The organism is Sciscionella marina DSM 45152 (genome assembly GCF_000379465.1).
GTDB lineage: Bacteria > Actinomycetota > Actinomycetes > Mycobacteriales > Pseudonocardiaceae > Sciscionella > Sciscionella marina.
Window position 1 is genome coordinate 34,408 of sequence record NZ_KB905396.1, and the last position, 15,737, is coordinate 50,144.

General features: G+C 68.2%; 17 protein-coding genes. 14 read left to right on the forward strand and 3 right to left on the reverse strand.

Annotated features, from left to right (window positions below):
* Nucleotides 1–28: 28 nt before the first annotated feature.
* The 8 genes from infA to truA all read left to right on the forward strand — a co-directional run bounded on the left by infA (nt 29) and on the right by truA (nt 4,900).
* Nucleotides 29–247: a translation initiation factor IF-1 gene (gene infA / locus A37U_RS0122360; RefSeq protein WP_020498908.1), complete on the forward strand. Its 219-nt coding sequence runs from the start codon at nt 29–31 to the stop codon at nt 245–247.
* A 45-nt stretch (nt 248–292) separates the two neighbouring features.
* Nucleotides 293–406, forward strand: a complete 114-nt coding sequence (gene rpmJ / locus A37U_RS0122365) for a 50S ribosomal protein L36 (RefSeq protein ID WP_020498909.1) — start codon at nt 293–295, stop codon at nt 404–406.
* Nucleotides 407–566: 160 nt separating this feature from the next.
* Nucleotides 567–944 (forward strand): 30S ribosomal protein S13, encoded by a 378-nt coding sequence (rpsM, locus tag A37U_RS0122370; RefSeq protein WP_020498910.1) that lies wholly within the window; start codon nt 567–569, stop codon nt 942–944.
* Nucleotides 944–1,348: a 30S ribosomal protein S11 gene (gene rpsK / locus A37U_RS0122375; RefSeq protein ID WP_020498911.1), complete on the forward strand. Its 405-nt coding sequence runs from the start codon at nt 944–946 to the stop codon at nt 1,346–1,348. Before rpsM ends, rpsK begins: the two co-directional genes overlap by 1 nt.
* A gap of 24 nt (nt 1,349–1,372) precedes the next feature.
* Nucleotides 1,373–1,978: a 30S ribosomal protein S4 gene (rpsD, locus tag A37U_RS0122380; RefSeq protein ID WP_020498912.1), complete on the forward strand. Its 606-nt coding sequence runs from the start codon at nt 1,373–1,375 to the stop codon at nt 1,976–1,978.
* Nucleotides 1,979–2,096: 118 nt separating this feature from the next.
* Nucleotides 2,097–3,269, forward strand: coding sequence for a DNA-directed RNA polymerase subunit alpha (locus tag A37U_RS0122385; protein WP_020498913.1), 1,173 nt, complete (start codon nt 2,097–2,099; stop codon nt 3,267–3,269).
* A gap of 93 nt (nt 3,270–3,362) precedes the next feature.
* Nucleotides 3,363–3,959 carry a 50S ribosomal protein L17 gene (gene rplQ, locus A37U_RS0122390; RefSeq protein WP_020498914.1) on the forward strand — a complete coding sequence of 199 codons (597 nt, stop codon included), beginning with the start codon at nt 3,363–3,365 and terminating at the stop codon, nt 3,957–3,959.
* Between the two features lie 131 nt (nt 3,960–4,090).
* On the forward strand, nt 4,091–4,900 hold the full coding sequence (gene truA / locus A37U_RS0122395) for a tRNA pseudouridine(38-40) synthase TruA (RefSeq protein WP_083933743.1): 810 nt from the start codon (nt 4,091–4,093) through the stop codon (nt 4,898–4,900).
* On the opposite strand, the gene A37U_RS0122400 is transcribed toward truA, so the two are convergent.
* The gene (locus A37U_RS0122400; RefSeq protein WP_026197498.1) at nt 4,889–5,458 is read right to left on the reverse strand and encodes a Uma2 family endonuclease; all 570 of its coding nucleotides are present in this window, start codon (nt 5,456–5,458) and stop codon (nt 4,889–4,891) included. The two genes, truA and A37U_RS0122400, sit on opposite strands and share 12 nt — an antisense overlap.
* 71 nt (nt 5,459–5,529) lie before the next feature.
* On the opposite strand from A37U_RS0122400, the gene A37U_RS0122405 reads away from it, so the two are divergent.
* Nucleotides 5,530–6,108 (forward strand): TIGR03086 family metal-binding protein, encoded by a 579-nt coding sequence (locus tag A37U_RS0122405; protein WP_020498917.1) that lies wholly within the window; start codon nt 5,530–5,532, stop codon nt 6,106–6,108.
* Nucleotides 6,109–6,184: 76 nt separating this feature from the next.
* Here the strand turns inward: A37U_RS0122405 and A37U_RS0122410 are convergent, their stop codons facing one another.
* Nucleotides 6,185–6,973 carry a DUF2470 domain-containing protein gene (locus A37U_RS0122410; RefSeq protein WP_020498918.1) on the reverse strand — a complete coding sequence of 263 codons (789 nt, stop codon included), beginning with the start codon at nt 6,971–6,973 and terminating at the stop codon, nt 6,185–6,187.
* A 127-nt stretch (nt 6,974–7,100) separates the two neighbouring features.
* Between A37U_RS0122410 and A37U_RS0122415 the strand changes: the two genes are divergently transcribed.
* The 5 genes from A37U_RS0122415 (at nt 7,101) to A37U_RS0122435 (ending at nt 15,116) form a co-directional block, all read left to right on the forward strand.
* Nucleotides 7,101–7,970: a hypothetical protein gene (locus A37U_RS0122415; protein ID WP_020498919.1), complete on the forward strand. Its 870-nt coding sequence runs from the start codon at nt 7,101–7,103 to the stop codon at nt 7,968–7,970.
* Between the two features lie 186 nt (nt 7,971–8,156).
* The gene (locus A37U_RS0122420) at nt 8,157–9,668 is read left to right on the forward strand and encodes a cytochrome ubiquinol oxidase subunit I (protein ID WP_020498920.1); all 1,512 of its coding nucleotides are present in this window, start codon (nt 8,157–8,159) and stop codon (nt 9,666–9,668) included.
* A gap of 9 nt (nt 9,669–9,677) precedes the next feature.
* Nucleotides 9,678–10,688, forward strand: coding sequence for a cytochrome d ubiquinol oxidase subunit II (gene cydB / locus A37U_RS0122425; RefSeq protein ID WP_020498921.1), 1,011 nt, complete (start codon nt 9,678–9,680; stop codon nt 10,686–10,688).
* Entirely contained in the window at nt 10,685–13,882 is a 3,198-nt protein-coding gene (cydC, locus tag A37U_RS44710; protein ID WP_020498922.1) for a thiol reductant ABC exporter subunit CydC, read from the forward strand. The genes cydB and cydC overlap by 4 nt, the downstream gene beginning before the upstream one ends.
* A 94-nt stretch (nt 13,883–13,976) precedes the next feature.
* Entirely contained in the window at nt 13,977–15,116 is a 1,140-nt protein-coding gene (locus A37U_RS0122435) for a GAF domain-containing sensor histidine kinase (protein WP_020498923.1), read from the forward strand.
* On the opposite strand, the gene A37U_RS0122440 is transcribed toward A37U_RS0122435, so the two are convergent.
* Nucleotides 15,117–15,683: a helix-turn-helix domain-containing protein gene (locus tag A37U_RS0122440; protein WP_020498924.1), complete on the reverse strand. Its 567-nt coding sequence runs from the start codon at nt 15,681–15,683 to the stop codon at nt 15,117–15,119.
* Nucleotides 15,684–15,737: the final 54 nt, after the last annotated feature.

Genomic DNA, 15,737 nt, shown 5'->3' on the forward strand with positions numbered 1-15,737 from the left:
ATGAAGCACGTCACGAAACGCGGAGGACATGGGTAAAAAGGATGCGCTCGAGGTAGAGGGCCATGTGGTCGAGCCACTCCCCAACGCGATGTTCCGTGTCGAGTTGGAGAACGGGCACAAGGTTCTCGCGCACATCAGCGGCAAGATGCGCCAGCACTACATCCGCATCCTGCCCGAGGACCGGGTCGTCGTAGAGCTCTCGCCATACGACCTCACCCGTGGCCGCATCGTCTACCGCTACAAGTGACGTGCACCGACCGAGCAAGATCGTCACTGACAAAAGGATCAAGACGTGAAGGTTCAGCCAAGCGTCAAGAAGATCTGTGACAGCTGCCAGGTCATCCGCCGGCACGGGCGGGTACTGGTGATCTGCAGCAACCCGAGGCACAAGCAGCGCCAGGGCTGAAGCAGAGCACAGATCGCAGTACGCGAACAACACAGAGAACTCCTCGCACCTCCACGCGCAGACGAGCACGTGGTCACCCCCGGAACTCCAGGCCGGGGCCGGAACGAGCCAATTCCGGGCGGGCGGGGAGGGCACACCTGGAGCATGCATAAGGAGAACGATGGCTCGACTCATGGGCGTCGACCTCCCCCGTGAAAAGCGGATGGAGATCGCGCTGACCTACATCTACGGCATCGGCCGTACCCGAGCGAAGGAGCTGCTCGCCGCCACCGGCGTCAGCCCCGATCTGCGCAGCAAGGACCTCGCCGACGACGATGTCATCAAGCTGCGCGACCACATCGAAGAGAACTTCCGGGTGGAAGGCGATCTTCGCCGCGAGGTGCAGGCCGACATCCGTCGCAAGATGGAGATCGGCTGCTACGAGGGGCTGCGGCACCGCCGCAACCTCCCGGTTCATGGTCAGCGGACCAAGACCAACGCGCGGACCCGTAAGGGCCCGAAGAAGACCGTCGCAGGCAAGAAGAAGGCAGGGCGCTGATGCCACCCAAGTCTCGTACCGCGGGCGTCAAGAAGGTGCGCCGCAAGGAAAAGAAGAACATCTCGGCCGGGCAGGCCCACATCAAGTCGACGTTCAACAACACGATCGTCTCGATCACCGACCCCTCCGGTGCGGTGATCTCGTGGGCCTCCGCCGGTCACGTCGGGTTCAAGGGCTCGAAGAAGTCCACCCCGTTCGCCGCCCAGATGGCCGCGGAGAACGCCGCGCGCAAGGCCGCCGAACACGGCATGAAGAAGGTCGACGTGTTCGTCAAGGGCCCGGGCTCCGGCCGGGAGACCGCGATCCGTTCGCTGCAGGCCGCCGGCCTCGAGGTCGGCACCATCCAGGACGTCACCCCGCAGCCGCACAACGGCTGCCGCCCGCCGAAGCGGCGCCGGGTCTAAGCGGGAGAGGAGGAAGAAACACTCATGGCTCGTTACACCGGACCAGTTACCCGTATCTCCCGCCGCCTCAAGACCGACCTCGTCGGTGAGGACCGGGCGTTCGAGCGTCGTCCCTACCCGCCGGGGCAGCACGGCCGCGGCCGGCTCAAGGACAGCGAGTACCGCCCGCAGCTGCAGGAGAAGCAGAAGGCGCGTTACACCTACGGCGTTCTCGAGCGCCAGTTCCGCCGTTACTACGAGATGGCGGCCCGCACCAAGGGCAAGACCGGTGAGGTGCTGCTGCAGATCCTCGAGTCGCGGCTGGACAACGTCGTGTACCGGGCGGGGCTCGCCCGCACCCGTCGCCAGGCCCGTCAGCTCGTGGCGCACGGCCACTTCCTTGTCAACGGCAAGAAGGTGACCATCCCGAGCTACCAGGTCGAGAAGTTCGACATCATCGACGTGCGGCCGAAGTCGCTGCAGATGCTGCCGTTCGTCGCGGCCAAGGAAGCCTTCGGCGACCGTCCGGTCCCGGCCTGGCTGCAGGTCGTTCCGTCCACGCTGCGGGTGCTGGTGCACCAGCTTCCGGAGCGCGCGCAGATCGACACCCCGGTCCAGGAACAGCTGATCGTCGAGTTCTACTCGAAGTAGTCAGGTGCCCGCGGGAAGGAACGCGGACACCTCGCCGGTGCCTGGTCCGCCAGGCACCGGCGCGCTTTCCGATTCGGCGTCAAATAGCGGTCGCCGATGCAGGTAAAGGAAGAAAACAATGCTGATTTCGCAGCGTCCGACACTGTCCGACGAGGCGATTAGCGAAACGAGGTCGCGGTTCACCCTCGAGCCGCTCGAGCCGGGATTCGGCTACACCCTCGGCAATTCGCTTCGCCGCACCCTGCTCTCCTCGATTCCCGGTGCCGCCGTGACGAGCATCCGCATCGACGGAGTGCTGCACGAGTTCACCACCGTTCCCGGGGTCAAGGAAGACGTCACCGACATCATCCTGAACCTCAAGGAGCTCGTCGTCTCCAGCGAGGAAGACGAGCCGGTCACCATGTACCTGCGCAAGCAGGGCCCCGGTGACGTGACCGCGGGCGACATCGTGCCGCCGGCCGGTGTCACGGTGCACAACCCCGATCTGCACATCGCCTCGCTCAACGGCAAGGGCAAGCTGGAGATCGAACTCGTCGTCGAGCGTGGCCGCGGGTATGTCCCGGCCGCGCAGAACAAGCAGGCAGGCGCGGAGATCGGCCGCATTCCGGTCGACTCGATCTACTCCCCGGTGCTCAAGGTGACCTACAAGGTCGAGGCCACCCGTGTCGAGCAGCGCACCGACTTCGACAAGCTGATCCTCGACATCGAGACCAAACCCTCGATCACCCCGCGCGACGCGGTCGCCTCGGCGGGCAAGACGCTGGTCGAACTGTTCGGGCTCGCCCGCGAGCTCAACATCGACGCGGAGGGCATCGAGATCGGGCCGTCCCCGGCGGAAGCCGACACCATCGCGGCGTTCGGCATGCCGATCGAGGACCTCGACCTGACCGTGCGGTCCTACAACTGCCTCAAGCGCGAAGGCATCCACACCGTCGGTGAACTGGTCTCGCGCAGTGAGGCCGACCTGCTCGACATCCGCAACTTCGGCGCGAAGTCCATCGACGAGGTGAAGCTGAAGCTGGTCAGCCTCGGGCTGGCGCTCAAGGACTCGCCTCCCGGGTTCGACCCCTCCGCCGCGGCCGCCGACTACGGCTCCGACGAGTCCTGGGGCGAGGGCAACTTCGACTCCGGCCTCGACTCCGGGCTCAGCGGCGAGTTCGGCCAGGCGAGCCCCAGCGACCCGTTCAGCAACCCGAACGCGACCTTCGGTGCCGGCGGACTGTCCAGCGTCGGCGGGCTCGACGGCTCGGACGACGACGGCGAGGACTACGCCGAGACCGAACAGCTCTAGGGTGTGTCTGATGATCCACTGCCGTCGCAGCAGGCAACGGGATCGTCAGACGCGCCCTGGCTCTAGCTGGAATCTTCAACGAGGAGCAATGCAATGCCCACCCCAACCAAGGGTCCCCGTCTCGGCGGTTCCCCCGCACACCAGCGGCTGATCCTCGCCAACCTGGCTCAGTCGCTGTTCGAGCACGGCAGGATCACCACCACCCAGGCGAAGGCCAAGCGGCTGCGTCCCTACGCCGAGCGGCTGATCACCAAGGCCAAGCGCGGCGACCTGCACAACCGCCGCGAGGTGCTCAAGGTCATCCGCAACAAGGATGTGCTGCACAAGCTGTTCGCCGAGATCGGCCCGCACTTCGAGGGCCGGGACGGCGGGTACACCCGCATCATCAAGACGATGCCGCGCAAGGGCGACAACGCCCCCATGGCGGTCATCGAGCTCGTCCAGGAGCAGACCGCGACCCGCGAGGCCGAAAAGGCCCGCGGCACCAAGTTCGCCAAGGACGAAGCGCCCGCGGCGGCGACCGACGAGGCCCCGGCCACTGAGGACGCAGCAGCCGAGGAGGCTGCCTCTGCCAAGGCCGAGGAGACCACCGAGGCCGAAGCCACCGAGACCCCGGAGGCTTCGGACGAGGCTGAGACCTCGGAAAAATCTGAGACCTCGGAAAAGGCTGAGAACAAGGACGAGTCCTGAGCGATTCGATCCATCCGCAGGAACCCGCCCGCCACTCGGCAGGCGGGTTTCTGCGTTCCGGCGACCGCGCGAGCATCGACCGAGGCACGAGGGAGGAGCGGAGCACGGCCGGAGGAACGCCGTCACTGCGTCTGCGGCTGGATATCGCCTACGACGGCACCGACTTCCACGGTTGGGCCCGCCAGCCCGCACAGCGCACCGTGTGCGGCGAGCTGGAGACCGCCATCGCCACCCTGCTGCGCGCACCGGCCCGGCTGACCGTGGCGGGCCGCACCGATGCGCGGGTGCACGCCACCGGCCAGGTCGCGCACGTGGACCTGCCCGGGGACTGGCCACTGGCAGGCGACCCGGAGAAGCTGCTGCGCAGGCTCGCCCGGCTGCTGCCGCCCGATGTGCGGGTCACCGCACTGCGCGCGGTTCCCGCGGCCTTCAACGCCCGGTTCTCCGCGCTGCGCAGGCACTACGAGTACCGGATCAGCACCGCCGCCTGGGGTGTGCCGCCCGCCCGGGTACGGGACACCGTGCACCACCGCCGCCCGCTCGACCTCGAGGCCATGCGTGCGGCGAGCGCGAACCTGACCGGGCTGCACGACTTCGCCGCGTACTGCCGCCCGCGCGAGGGCGCGACCACCGTACGCGAACTACAGCGGTTCACCTGGACCCGGCTGGACGAGCACATCCTCGTGGCACAGCTCTCCGCGGACGCCTTCTGCTGGTCCATGGTGCGGGGACTGATCGGTGCGCTGCTCGCGGTCGGCGACGGGCGCCGCGATCCCGGCTGGCCCGCCGGGCTGCTCGCCGAGCGGGGCCGCTCCCAGGCCATCACCGTGGCCCCCGCGCACGGACTCTGCCTGACCGGGGTGGACTACCCGCCCGATGCGGAGCTGGCCTCCCGCAACGCCCGCACCATGGCCGTGCGGGATGCGGATTCAGTCACGTAGCGAGTCGAGCTCCAGTTTGATCGGGAACGGCTCCTCGGTGCGGAACGTGCTCTCCGCCCAGTTTCCCGACTCGTAGCTCCCCTCCTCGGTGAGTCGGCAGTCCAGCAGCGTCACCGGCCGTTCGATATCGAGAATCCAGTAGCGCGGGATCCCGGCGGCTGCGTACTCCACTCGTTTGAACTCGTTGTCCAGCCGTACCGAACCCGGCGACACGATCTCCACGACCACCAGCAGCTGCGCGGCCCGCAGCATCTGCCCCTCGACCAGTTCGTTCTTGTCGACAATCACCAGATCCGGCCTGCGCACCGTTCCCGGTCGATCTGGTCCGCTCAGCCCGAGGTCGACGTCGACATCCAGTATCGCCCGGTATCGCCTTGGCAGCTGCAACCTTAACTGCCAGAATAGCTCTCCGGCGGCGACGTTGTGCGGCCATGTCGGCGATGGCGACATCACGAGGGCACCCTCCTGGAGTTCCCAGCGACCGTGCTCCTCCTCACCGAGTTCACTGAACTCGGTGACCGTCAGTGGATGTGTCAAAGCCGAAGGCACAGCAGTCACGGCGACCTCCTCACGCTCTTGTCCGAAGTATCCCACAGGAATCGTCGGTGCACCGGGCTATCGTGCAGGGCATGGAACTCAGCTCAGCCATTCCCACCGCAGGCGACCTGTTCAAACAGGCCGTGCGCGGCATCGACGAAGACCAGCTCGGCGCACAGACTCCGTGCAGCGAGTACGACGTGCGCGCCCTGTTCAACCACGTCCTCTACTGGGCCCCGGTGCTCGAAGCGGGCGCCACCAAGGCCGATCCACCGACGGACCGGCCCGGCGAGCGGGAGACCGATCTGGTGGGCGAGGACTGGCGCGCGCAGCTGACCGGAACCGTGGACACCCTCGTCGCGGCCTGGTCGGCGCCACAGGCATGGGAGGGCACGGGCAAATTCGGCGGCGCGGAGCTCCCCGCGAGCATGCTCGGCACCATGCTTTTCACCGATCTCACCGTGCACAGCTGGGATCTGACCCGCGTCAGCGGAGCGGACTGCGCGGTTCCGGAGGAGCTGGGCACCCAGCTGCTCTCGGTCGCCGAGCAGCTGGCCCCACAGGGCCGCAAGGGCGGCGCGTTCGGCGAGGAGGTCACGGTGCCACAGGACGCACCGCCATTCGAGCGGGCGCTCGGCCTGCTCGGCAGGGACCCGGCCTGGAGCCGCTGAACCACTGACCCGTCTGCGCGGTGACGAGCTGGTCTCCTCGCACGCTCCGCTCCTCAGCCCTGACGGGCCTCGATGCTCACGTACTCGTCGCCTGCGCGAGAAACGGGCAGCCGACCAGCTTGCGCAGTTCCACGGCCAGTTCCTCCGGGGTGGAGACCGAACGGGAGAACGGCAACCGGATGTCGTGGTCGGCATCGGCGGCTTCGACCCGCAGGCGCAGGCCGAAGCGGTCCAGGCCGAGCGGGCGCACCTGGCCGCCACGCAGCTCGGCGGGCACATGCCTGGCGAGCTGGCCGACCACGTCCCGGTGCGAAATCTCGAGGTGGCGCAGCCATTCGGTCTCGTAGTCGTGGAACGGGTCCGGAACGGCCTCGTGGAACTCGAGCGGCTGCAGCGAGCTCGTCCCGTCGGCGTCCGCGAGCACCAGCGAGGCCGGGTCGACCCGCAGCACGCTCATCCCGTGCCCCACATCGAGCAGCCGGGGGTCGGCGACCTCCTCGGCGACGAGCAGCGCGCGCTCGCGCCCCTGTTCCCCCTCGAGGGCGGTGAGCAGCCCGGTGATCCAGAGCAGCCCGCGCACCGGCTCACGCAGCCGCACCGGGGCCGGATCGGTCAGCTCGGCCATCACGGTCACGGCGCCCCGTGGCGACTGCCAGACCGCGGCCACGAGCGGATGGGCCTCCGGGAGCAGCACGGTCATCGTCGCGTCGGCGTGCACATGATGCAGGTGTGTCGCGATGCGCACGGCCGAGCGGCTCGGATCCCTCTCAGCGTGCGCGGTGTGTGCGCACGGCACGAGTACGGCTTCCGGGGAACGCGCGGCGATGGTCCGGGCGCGCTCAGCCGGGTCCGGCAGCGAGATCATCCGGCTCACCTCCTAACTTAGGTAACCCTAACTCAGTTCGCCGTGACTGTGAATACCAAGCGCGGTTTCAATGGGTGAACAGCCCATCTCGTCGGCCCCGGATCGGTGGCCATTACTGTTGGCACCCGTGTCCAGTGCCGCACCAGAGCCGAACGCCCAGCAACAGCCGAACCACGTCCCGCCGCTGTTGGCCACGCTTGTCGACGACGCGACACTGTTTCCGCCGACCAAGGCGGCCGTGGCCGATGCGATCCGGGACTATCTCGAGGTCCGCGACTCCGCGCACGCCCGCCTGTACGGGGCCTTCCTGTGCCCGGCGTCCAAGCTGCCCGAGCTGATCACCGAGCTGAACCGGGCGAAGCCCAAGCAGCCGCTCGACCTCTCCCTGGTCATCGACACCGGGCTCGGCGGGCTGCCCAAGGCGATCTCCATCATCGAGTCGCGCACCGAGCTGCTCAATCTCGTCATGGTGGAAATGCCCGCTCCCTCCGATGTCGACGAGATGTGGCTCGAGCGGGTCGCCGAGTTCGTGCCCGAGGAAGTGGAGAAGGTCGTCGAGGTGCGCCGCGGCGGGCCGTGGCTGACCGGGGTCGAACTGGTCGCCGCGCACAACTGCCAGCCCAAGCTGCGCTGCGGCGGTCAGCGCGAACAGAACTTCCCCTCCACGGCGGAGGTGGCCGACTTCCTGGCGATCGTCAGCCACAGCCCGAGCCCCTTCCGGGCCACCGCGGGCCTGCACAACGCGGTGCGCACGGTCGAGAAGGAGACCGGGTTCACCTACCACGGCGTGCTCAATCTGCTCGTCGCCACCGCGCGCTCGCTCTCCGGCCACGATGTGCGCTCCGCGCTCGAGGAGCAGGACGGCGCGGCGCTCGCCGAGGAACTCACCAGCCTGTCCCCCACGGCGGCGCAGGCGGTGCGCGGAGTCTTCGCCTCGTACAGCACGCACACGCTGACCGACCCGACCCACGACCTCGCCAAACTCGGACTTTTGTGACGACTATTTGACACGATCAGCGGAACATGGGCTATTCTCGTGTTCTCTATCCCAGTGAGCCGAATCCCTGGCCGTTGAATCACTGGGTCGTGAATCACAGATAGCCGGGTCACCGGGACTTTGGTCCCGGCATATTCGGGACCCTGGAACCTTTTGCCGAGATCCACACCGGCGCATCCTTTTGGTGTGGACAAATTGGAGATCGCCCGCTGGCAATTCGGGACCACGACGGTCTACCACTTCCTCATGGTCCCGCTGACAATCGGACTCTCGATCCTCGTCGCCGGCATGCAGACGGCCTGGCTCCGGACCGGCAAGGAAAAGTACCTTGCCATGACCAAGTTCTGGGGCAAATTGCTCATGATCAACTTCGCGATGGGCGTGGTCACCGGAATCGTGCAGGAATTCCAGTTCGGACTCAACTGGAGTTCATATTCGAAATTTGTCGGTGATATTTTCGGCGCCCCGCTCGCAATGGAGGGAATCGTCGCTTTCTTCATCGAATCGACATTCCTTGGGCTCTGGATATTCGGCTGGGACAAACTCGCCCCGAAAGTCCACCTCGCCTGTGCCTGGGCATTCTCCTTGGCCACCGTCGGATCCGCGTACTTCATCATCGCGGCGAACTCCTGGATGCAGCACCCGGTCGGCGCGAAATTCGTCGACGGAAAGCCGCAGCTGACCTCGATCTTCGCGGTGCTCGGCAACAACACCGCGGTATGGGCCTTCCTGCACGCGATCGCAGGGGCCTTCGCGGTGGCGGGATCCTTCCTGGTCGGTATCGCAGTCTGGCAGCTGGCGCGCAAACGCCGCAGCGAACGGGCCGATGATCCCGCGCGCGAACAGGACCGGCCGACCTGGCGGGCCTCGATCAAGCTCGGCGGGATCCTGTCCCTCGTGGCCTTCGCCGCGCTGCTGCTCACCGGCGACTCGCAGGGCAAGCTGATGTTCCAGCAGCAGCCGATGAAGATGGCCGCCGCCGAAGCGCTGTGCAAGACCGAAGCGCCCGCCTCCTTCTCCATCATCGCGATCGGGGACGTGGCCCGCTCGGACTGCGAGAGCGTCAAGAGTTTCACCGTGCCCGCGCTGCTGTCCTTCCTGGCACACAATGACTTCAGCACCGAGGTCAAGGGCGTCGGCGATCTGGTCGGGCAGTACGAGGCGAAATACGGGAGCCACTACCCGAACGATCCGGCGCTCGGCGAGTACGCGGGCAAACCGATCGATTACGTGCCCAATCTTCCGGTCACCTACTGGGGTTTCCGGTTGATGATCGGCCTCGGTGGTCTCGGGGTGCTCGTCTCGGTCGCCGCGCTCTGGCTGACCAGAAAGGGCCGCTATCCACGCGGATTCCTCGGCAAGTGGTTGCCCCCGGTCGCCCTGCTCGCTATCGCGGCGCCGTTCCTGGCGAACTCCTTCGGCTGGATCTTCACCGAGATGGGCCGCCAGCCTTTCGTGGTGGCGCCGAATCCCACCGGAGTGGACGGAATGTTCATGTACACCGCGCAAGCGGTCTCCCCTGGAGTGACCGCGGGCGAAATGTTGTTCTCGCTGATCGCGCTCGCCTCGGTGTACCTGGTGCTCGGCGTCGTCGAGGTCTTCCTGATCACGCGGTATGTGCGCGCCGGAATTCCCGGAGTACTGCCACCCAAGGTTGACGAGGACTCCGATTCCGACGAACTCGCCTTCGCGTACTGAGGAGCACCCATGGGACTGCACATCTTCTGGTTCTGCCTCATCGCCCTGACCTGGACCGGATATCTCTTCCTCGAGGGATTCGACTTCGGCGTCGGCATGCTGGTGCGCGGGCTCGCCCGCGGGGACACCGAGCGGCGGGTGCTGGTCAACACGATCGGCCCGGTCTGGGACGGGAACGAGGTCTGGCTGATCGTCTCGGCCGGCGCGATGTTCGCCGCCTTCCCCGCTTGGTACGCGGACCTGTTCGCGGCGTTCTACGTTCCACTGATCCTGGTGCTGCTCGCCCTGATCGGGCGCGGGGTGGCCTTCGACTACCGCGGCAAGGTGGAGAATCCGCGCTGGCGGGCGGCTTGGGACGCGGTGATCACGATCGGCTCGATCATTCCGCCGCTCGGCATCGGCGCGATGCTCGGCACCAATGTCGGCGGAATCCCGCTCGACGCGCAGGGCAACCGGGTCGGTTCCGCGCTGGACGTGTTCTCACTGCACAGCTTGCTCGGCGCGCTCGGGGTGCTCGGTTTCTCGCTCGCGCACGGGCTCGCCTACACCGCGCTGAAGACCGAGGGCGAACTGCGTGAGCGGGCGCGGCGGCTGTTGCGGCGCTACGGAATCGCGCTGCTGCTCCCGCTGCTGGCTCTGCTCGCGCTGCAGCTCGGCACGATCGTGACCGGGATCGGCTTCGTGCTCGCGGTGCTCGGCGCGCTGACCGCGTGGTGGCGCACCAGTGCCGGGCGGGACGGTCAGGCCTTCGCCGCGCTCGGGGTGGTCATCGCGGCCGCGGGGGTGACGTTGTTCGGTTCCCTCTTCCCGAACGTGCTCGTGTCCACTGTGGAGGGTGTGCCCCCGCTGAGCGTGGCCGAGGCGGCTTCGAGCCCGTACACCCTCGAGGTGATGACCTGGATCGCCGCATTCGCCACCCCGGCGGTGCTGATCTATCAGGCCTGGTCCTACTGGGTGTTCCGGAAGCGGATCGGCGTGCGGCACATTCCGGCCGCGCACGCGCCGAAGGCAGCGGCATGAAAACCGGAAAGGGCGCGCTCGGCGCACTGCCCGCGCTCTCGCCCGCGACCCGGACCGCGCTGCTCGGCTACGGACTGGTGCTCGCCGTGCAGGCGCTCGCGGTGATCGGCTTCGCCTGGGGACTGTCCAGCACGCTCGGCTCGCTCGTCGCGGGCAGGCCGGAGTACGGTCCACTGTGGATAGTCGCGCTGAGCGTGCTCGCCAGGGGCCTGCTCGGCTGGGCGGGCCAGGTGATCGCCACCCGGGCCGCCGCACGGGCAAAGCGGGAACTGCGCGCCGGGGCGGTGTCCGCGGTCCTGCGTGGCGGCCCGGAATTCATCGCCGGACACGGCAGCGCGGAACTGAGCTACCGGTGCACCACCGCGCTCGAGGCCATCGACGAGTATTTCACCACGTTCCTGCCGGCACTGGTCGCCTCCGTGGTGCTCGCCCCGGGGATCGGGATCGCGATCCTCGCCTTCGATCCGGCATCCGCGCTCATCATCGTCCTCACGATCCCGCTGCTTCCGGTATTCGCGATCCTCATCGGCTGGTACACCGAGAAGCGGGTGCGCGCGGCAGGCGAGGACAGCGAACGGCTCGCCGCGCACCTCGGCGAGCTCATCCGCGCGCTCGGGATACTCACCGCGTTCGGCCACGCGAAGGCGCAAACCCGTGCCGTGCAACGGGTCTCCGAACGACAGCACCGGTCCGCGATGCGCACGCTGCGGGTGGCGTTCTGTTCCTCACTGGCACTGGAAGTCGTGAGCTCCATCTCGGTCGCTCTCGTCGCGGTGGGAATCGGGCTACGGTTGTCCGGCGGGGAAGTCGATCTCGGCACCGGCCTGTTCGTACTGATCCTCGCCCCCGAGTGCTACCTGGCCCTGCGCAAGGTCGGGCTCGCGTTCCATGCGAGCGCGGACGGACTCTCGGCGGTCGACAAGATCGCCGAGCTACAAGACGTTGGTGTCGCGGCGGCTCCGGACGGGGTGCTCCCCGGACCGCTGCGGCATCAACTTCGGGTGCGTGGTCTGCGCGTTCAGCGGCGCGCCGGCTACACTCCCGATGGCATCGACCTCACCCTGGTTCCCGGCACCGTCACGAAGCTGGAAACCCCGAGTGGGAGCGGCAAATCCAGCACCATGGCCGTGCTGCTCGGGTTCGCGCACGCCGCCGATGGCACGGTGACCGTGGACGGTACCGAACTGCGCGAACACGGCGCGTGGCGCCGCAATATCGCCTGGATCCCGCAACGCCCGGAATTCCTCGGGCCGACCGTGGCCGATGAGCTCCGCCGCGCCACGGCCGATCAGGAACGGCAGCCGAGTGCCGAACGGGTGCTCGCGGTGTGCGAACTCGTGCACGCCCACCAACTGCTCGATTCGGATGTGGACACCCTCTCGGCCGGTCAGCGCGCCCGGGTGGCGATCGCGGCCGCGCTGCTGCGAGTGGAGGCCGGGGCCACCGTGCTGCTCGCCGATGAACCCGTGGCACACCTGGACGCGGTCACCGCGAACGCCGCCATGTCCGCGATAGAACGTTGCGGGGCCGCCGTACTGCTCGCCGCGCACCGCACCGTGGCCCCCGCCGAGCCCATCGACACCGGGACCGTGAACCAACCGGCCGCGCTCGAGCGAACCCCGGTCAAGGCGCCGAATGCTTTGCGGCTGCTCGGAATCCGCTCGATTCCCGGGATCGCTGTCGGGGTGCTCGCCGCCGCGTGCGGGATCGCGCTCACCGCGACCTCGGCCTGGCTGATCGCGCGCGCCGCGGGGCAGCCGCCGATCCTGACGCTGACCGTCGCCATCGTCGGGGTGCGCACCTTCGGCCTCGGCAAAGGGGTACTGCGCTACACCGAACGGCTCGCCACGCACAATGCCGCCTTCCGCACCGCGACCCTGCTGCGCACCCGGTTATGGTCCGCGCTGGCCAGGATCGGCCCCGCTGCGGTGCGCGGCCGCGAGCAGGCCCAGCGCATGGTCACCGATATCGACACCGTGCGGGACGGTATCCCCCGGGTACTGCAGCCGCCGATCGTCGCCGCGGTCGTGGGCGCCGCCGCGGTGGCCACCCAGTCCGCGATCCTGCCCGCGGCCGGTCTCGCCCTGGCCATCGCCCTGCTCGCGGCCTGCGTGCTCGGACCGGTGCTCGGTTCGGTGTTCGAACGGCGCGCCACCGAGGCACTGGCCGCGGACAAGCGCACCCTCGCGGTCCGGGTCGGGGAACTGTTCGGGCACGCCGCCCCGCTGCTGGCCACCGGTTCGGACCGGTTGTGGCACAAGGACATTCGCGAAACCGATGAGCGGTTGCTGCGGCAGGCGCGCCAGCAGGCCTTCGGCGCGGGCATCGCCTCGGCGATCGCGACCATCGCGCTCGGCGCCGCGGCGACGGTCAGCGTGCTGCTCGGCGCGGGAACCGATCCGGTACTCGTCGCGGTGCTCGCTCTGCTTCCCTTGGCGTGCAACGAAATCGTCGAACCGCTCGGCGGTGCGCTCACCCGCGCACGGCCACTGCGCGCCAGCGCGGCCCGGATCGCGGAGACCCTGGAGACCCCGGAACCGGAGCGCAGCGGAGTCCAGCACGGCGAGGACATCGAACTGATCGACGCGGATCTCGGCTGGCCGGGCGCGGAACCGGTACTGCGTGGGGTGAATCTGCGCATCCCGCAGGGCAGCACCGTCGCGATCCTCGGGCCCTCCGGGGCGGGCAAGTCCACCCTGCTCGCCGCGTTGCTCGGATTCATCGCCCCGCGCAAGGGAATCGCGGTCATCCCGGAGACGGTCGCCGTCGCACCACAGGATCCGCAGCTGGTCTCCACCACCCTCGCCGAGAACCTGCGCCTCGGTGACCCGCACGCCGGACCCGAGCAGCTGCGCGCGGCACTGGGCACCGCCCAGCTTCCCGGGTTCACCGGGAAACTCGAGGACCGCATCGGCCCGGACACCGTCTCCGGTGGCGAGGCGAGCCGGATCAGCCTGGCGCGGGCCCTGCTCGCCGCGCCGCGTGCCGAAGCCGTGCTGCTCGACGAGCCGACCGCGCACCTGGACCGCCCGACCGCGCGGAATCTGCTCGCCGAACTGGAGATCGCCCTGCTCGGGCGCACCGTCATCCACGTCACGCACCATCCCGACGAGGTGCGCTCCGCCGATCTGGTCTTCGACGTACGCGAGAACACCGTGCGGCTGCTCACCGACCGAATCTCCACGCGGACCTGAGCCGTGCTCAAGCGGCGAAGCCGCTTCCCCACCCCAGCAGCCCACACCGCCACTCACCCCAGCCAGAAGAAATCCCAGAGAGGACACTGGTGGTATGGAGCCTCGTCTGGCCGCCCGCACCCTCGCCGCCTCGACCGAGATCGCGAACGCCGCGCTCTCCGCCGAGGACCCCGGCGAGATGCTTCCGGTGATCGTGGAACACGCGATCGATCTGGTGCGCGCCGACCTCGGGCTGCTGATGACCAGTGCCGAGGACGGCACGCTGACGGTGGAGGCCGCGGCGGGTGAGCTGGCCCCCGGCGCGGCCGACCCGATCGGGATCGTGCTCTCCCCCCGCTCCTCCGCGGCGCGCGCGGCCCGCGGCGGGGTGCCGATCGTGGTCGAGAATTTCACCACCGATCCGCGCACCGCCCCCTTCGTGCCCGCGGAATTGCGCCGCTACGGCCCGTTCGCGGCCGCCCCGTTCGGCAACGCGGTGCGCAGGCTCGGCGCGCTCACCGTCTACCGGCGCGCCGGGGCGAACCCGTTCGAGCCCGCCATGGTCGATGTGCTCACCGCGTTCGCCGCACAGGCGGGCACCGTGCTGGTGCTCGCCGAGGGCGCGATGGCCCGGGAACGCCTTGCCGTGTACCAGGAACGCGATCGCCTCGCGCGGGAACTGCACGATGTGCTCGTCCAGCGACTCTACGGCACCGGAATGCAGCTCGACCTGGTCACCCGCCGCCTGGAGGGCAAACTCGAACCCGCCGATTCGGAGCGGCTCGCCGGTGCGGTCGACCAGCTGGACACCGCCATCGAAGAGGTCCGCGCGACCGTGCGGGCGCTGCGCGGGGCCGAACCGCTTGGCGAACACGGCCCCGACCTCGCCGAGTCGATCCGCACCGAGGTCGCCGCGGCCGGGGAACTGCTCGATACCGAACCGTCCCTGGAGATCGAGGGCGATATGGCCACCGTTCCGGTCGCCATCGCCGATCACGTCCGGGCCGCCGCGCGCGAGGCACTGTCCAATGTGGTCCGCCATTCCGGGGCACGACAGCTGCACGTCGCGCTGCTCATCCGGGAGGGGGTGCTGCACCTGATCGTCCGGGACGACGGCTGCGGTATTCCGCCGGGCGTCACCGAACGGGGACTGCGCAACCTCGTCGCGCGGGCGAAAGTGGCGGGCGGCCGGTGCGGGATCCGGTCCTCGCCGCGCTCCGGAACCATCGTGCGCTGGCAGGTTCCGCTCGAGTAGTCATTTTCCGCGTGGTTTCGCGCGCACGTGCATGCGCTCGCCCTGCGGGCCGAACAGGCTGAGCAATTCCACCGATCCCTTCCCCGCGCTGCCGAACCAGTGCGGCACCCGGGTGTCGAATTCGGCAACCTCGCCGGTTTTCAACAAGACATCGTGTTCACCGAGCACGAGCCGCCCGATTCCGCTGAGCACATAGAACCACTCGTAGCCTTCATGAGTCCGCGGATCGGGAACACTTTCCCGCGCATCGAAGATCATCTTGTATGCGCGGAGCCCGCCGGGTTGCTGGCTGAGCGGAATCACCGTGCGGTGCCCCTGTTTGATCGGTTTCATCCGCACCCGCGGATCACCGATCAGCGGCGCGTCGACCAGCTCGTCGAGCGGCACCTGGTGCGCCTTGGCGATCGGCAACAGCAGTTCCAGGCTCGGTTTGCGCTGACCGGATTCCAGTCGGGAAAGGGTGCTCACCGAGATCCCGGTGTTCGCGGACAGTTCGGCGAGCGTGCAGTCGTGCTGTTTGCGGATCTGCTTGAGCCGTGGCCCGACGGCGGCGAGGACTTCTTCCATCAGCCTATTGCAGAAACGGCAAAGAAATTTGTCAAGCTGGCTTCGCGAAGAGGA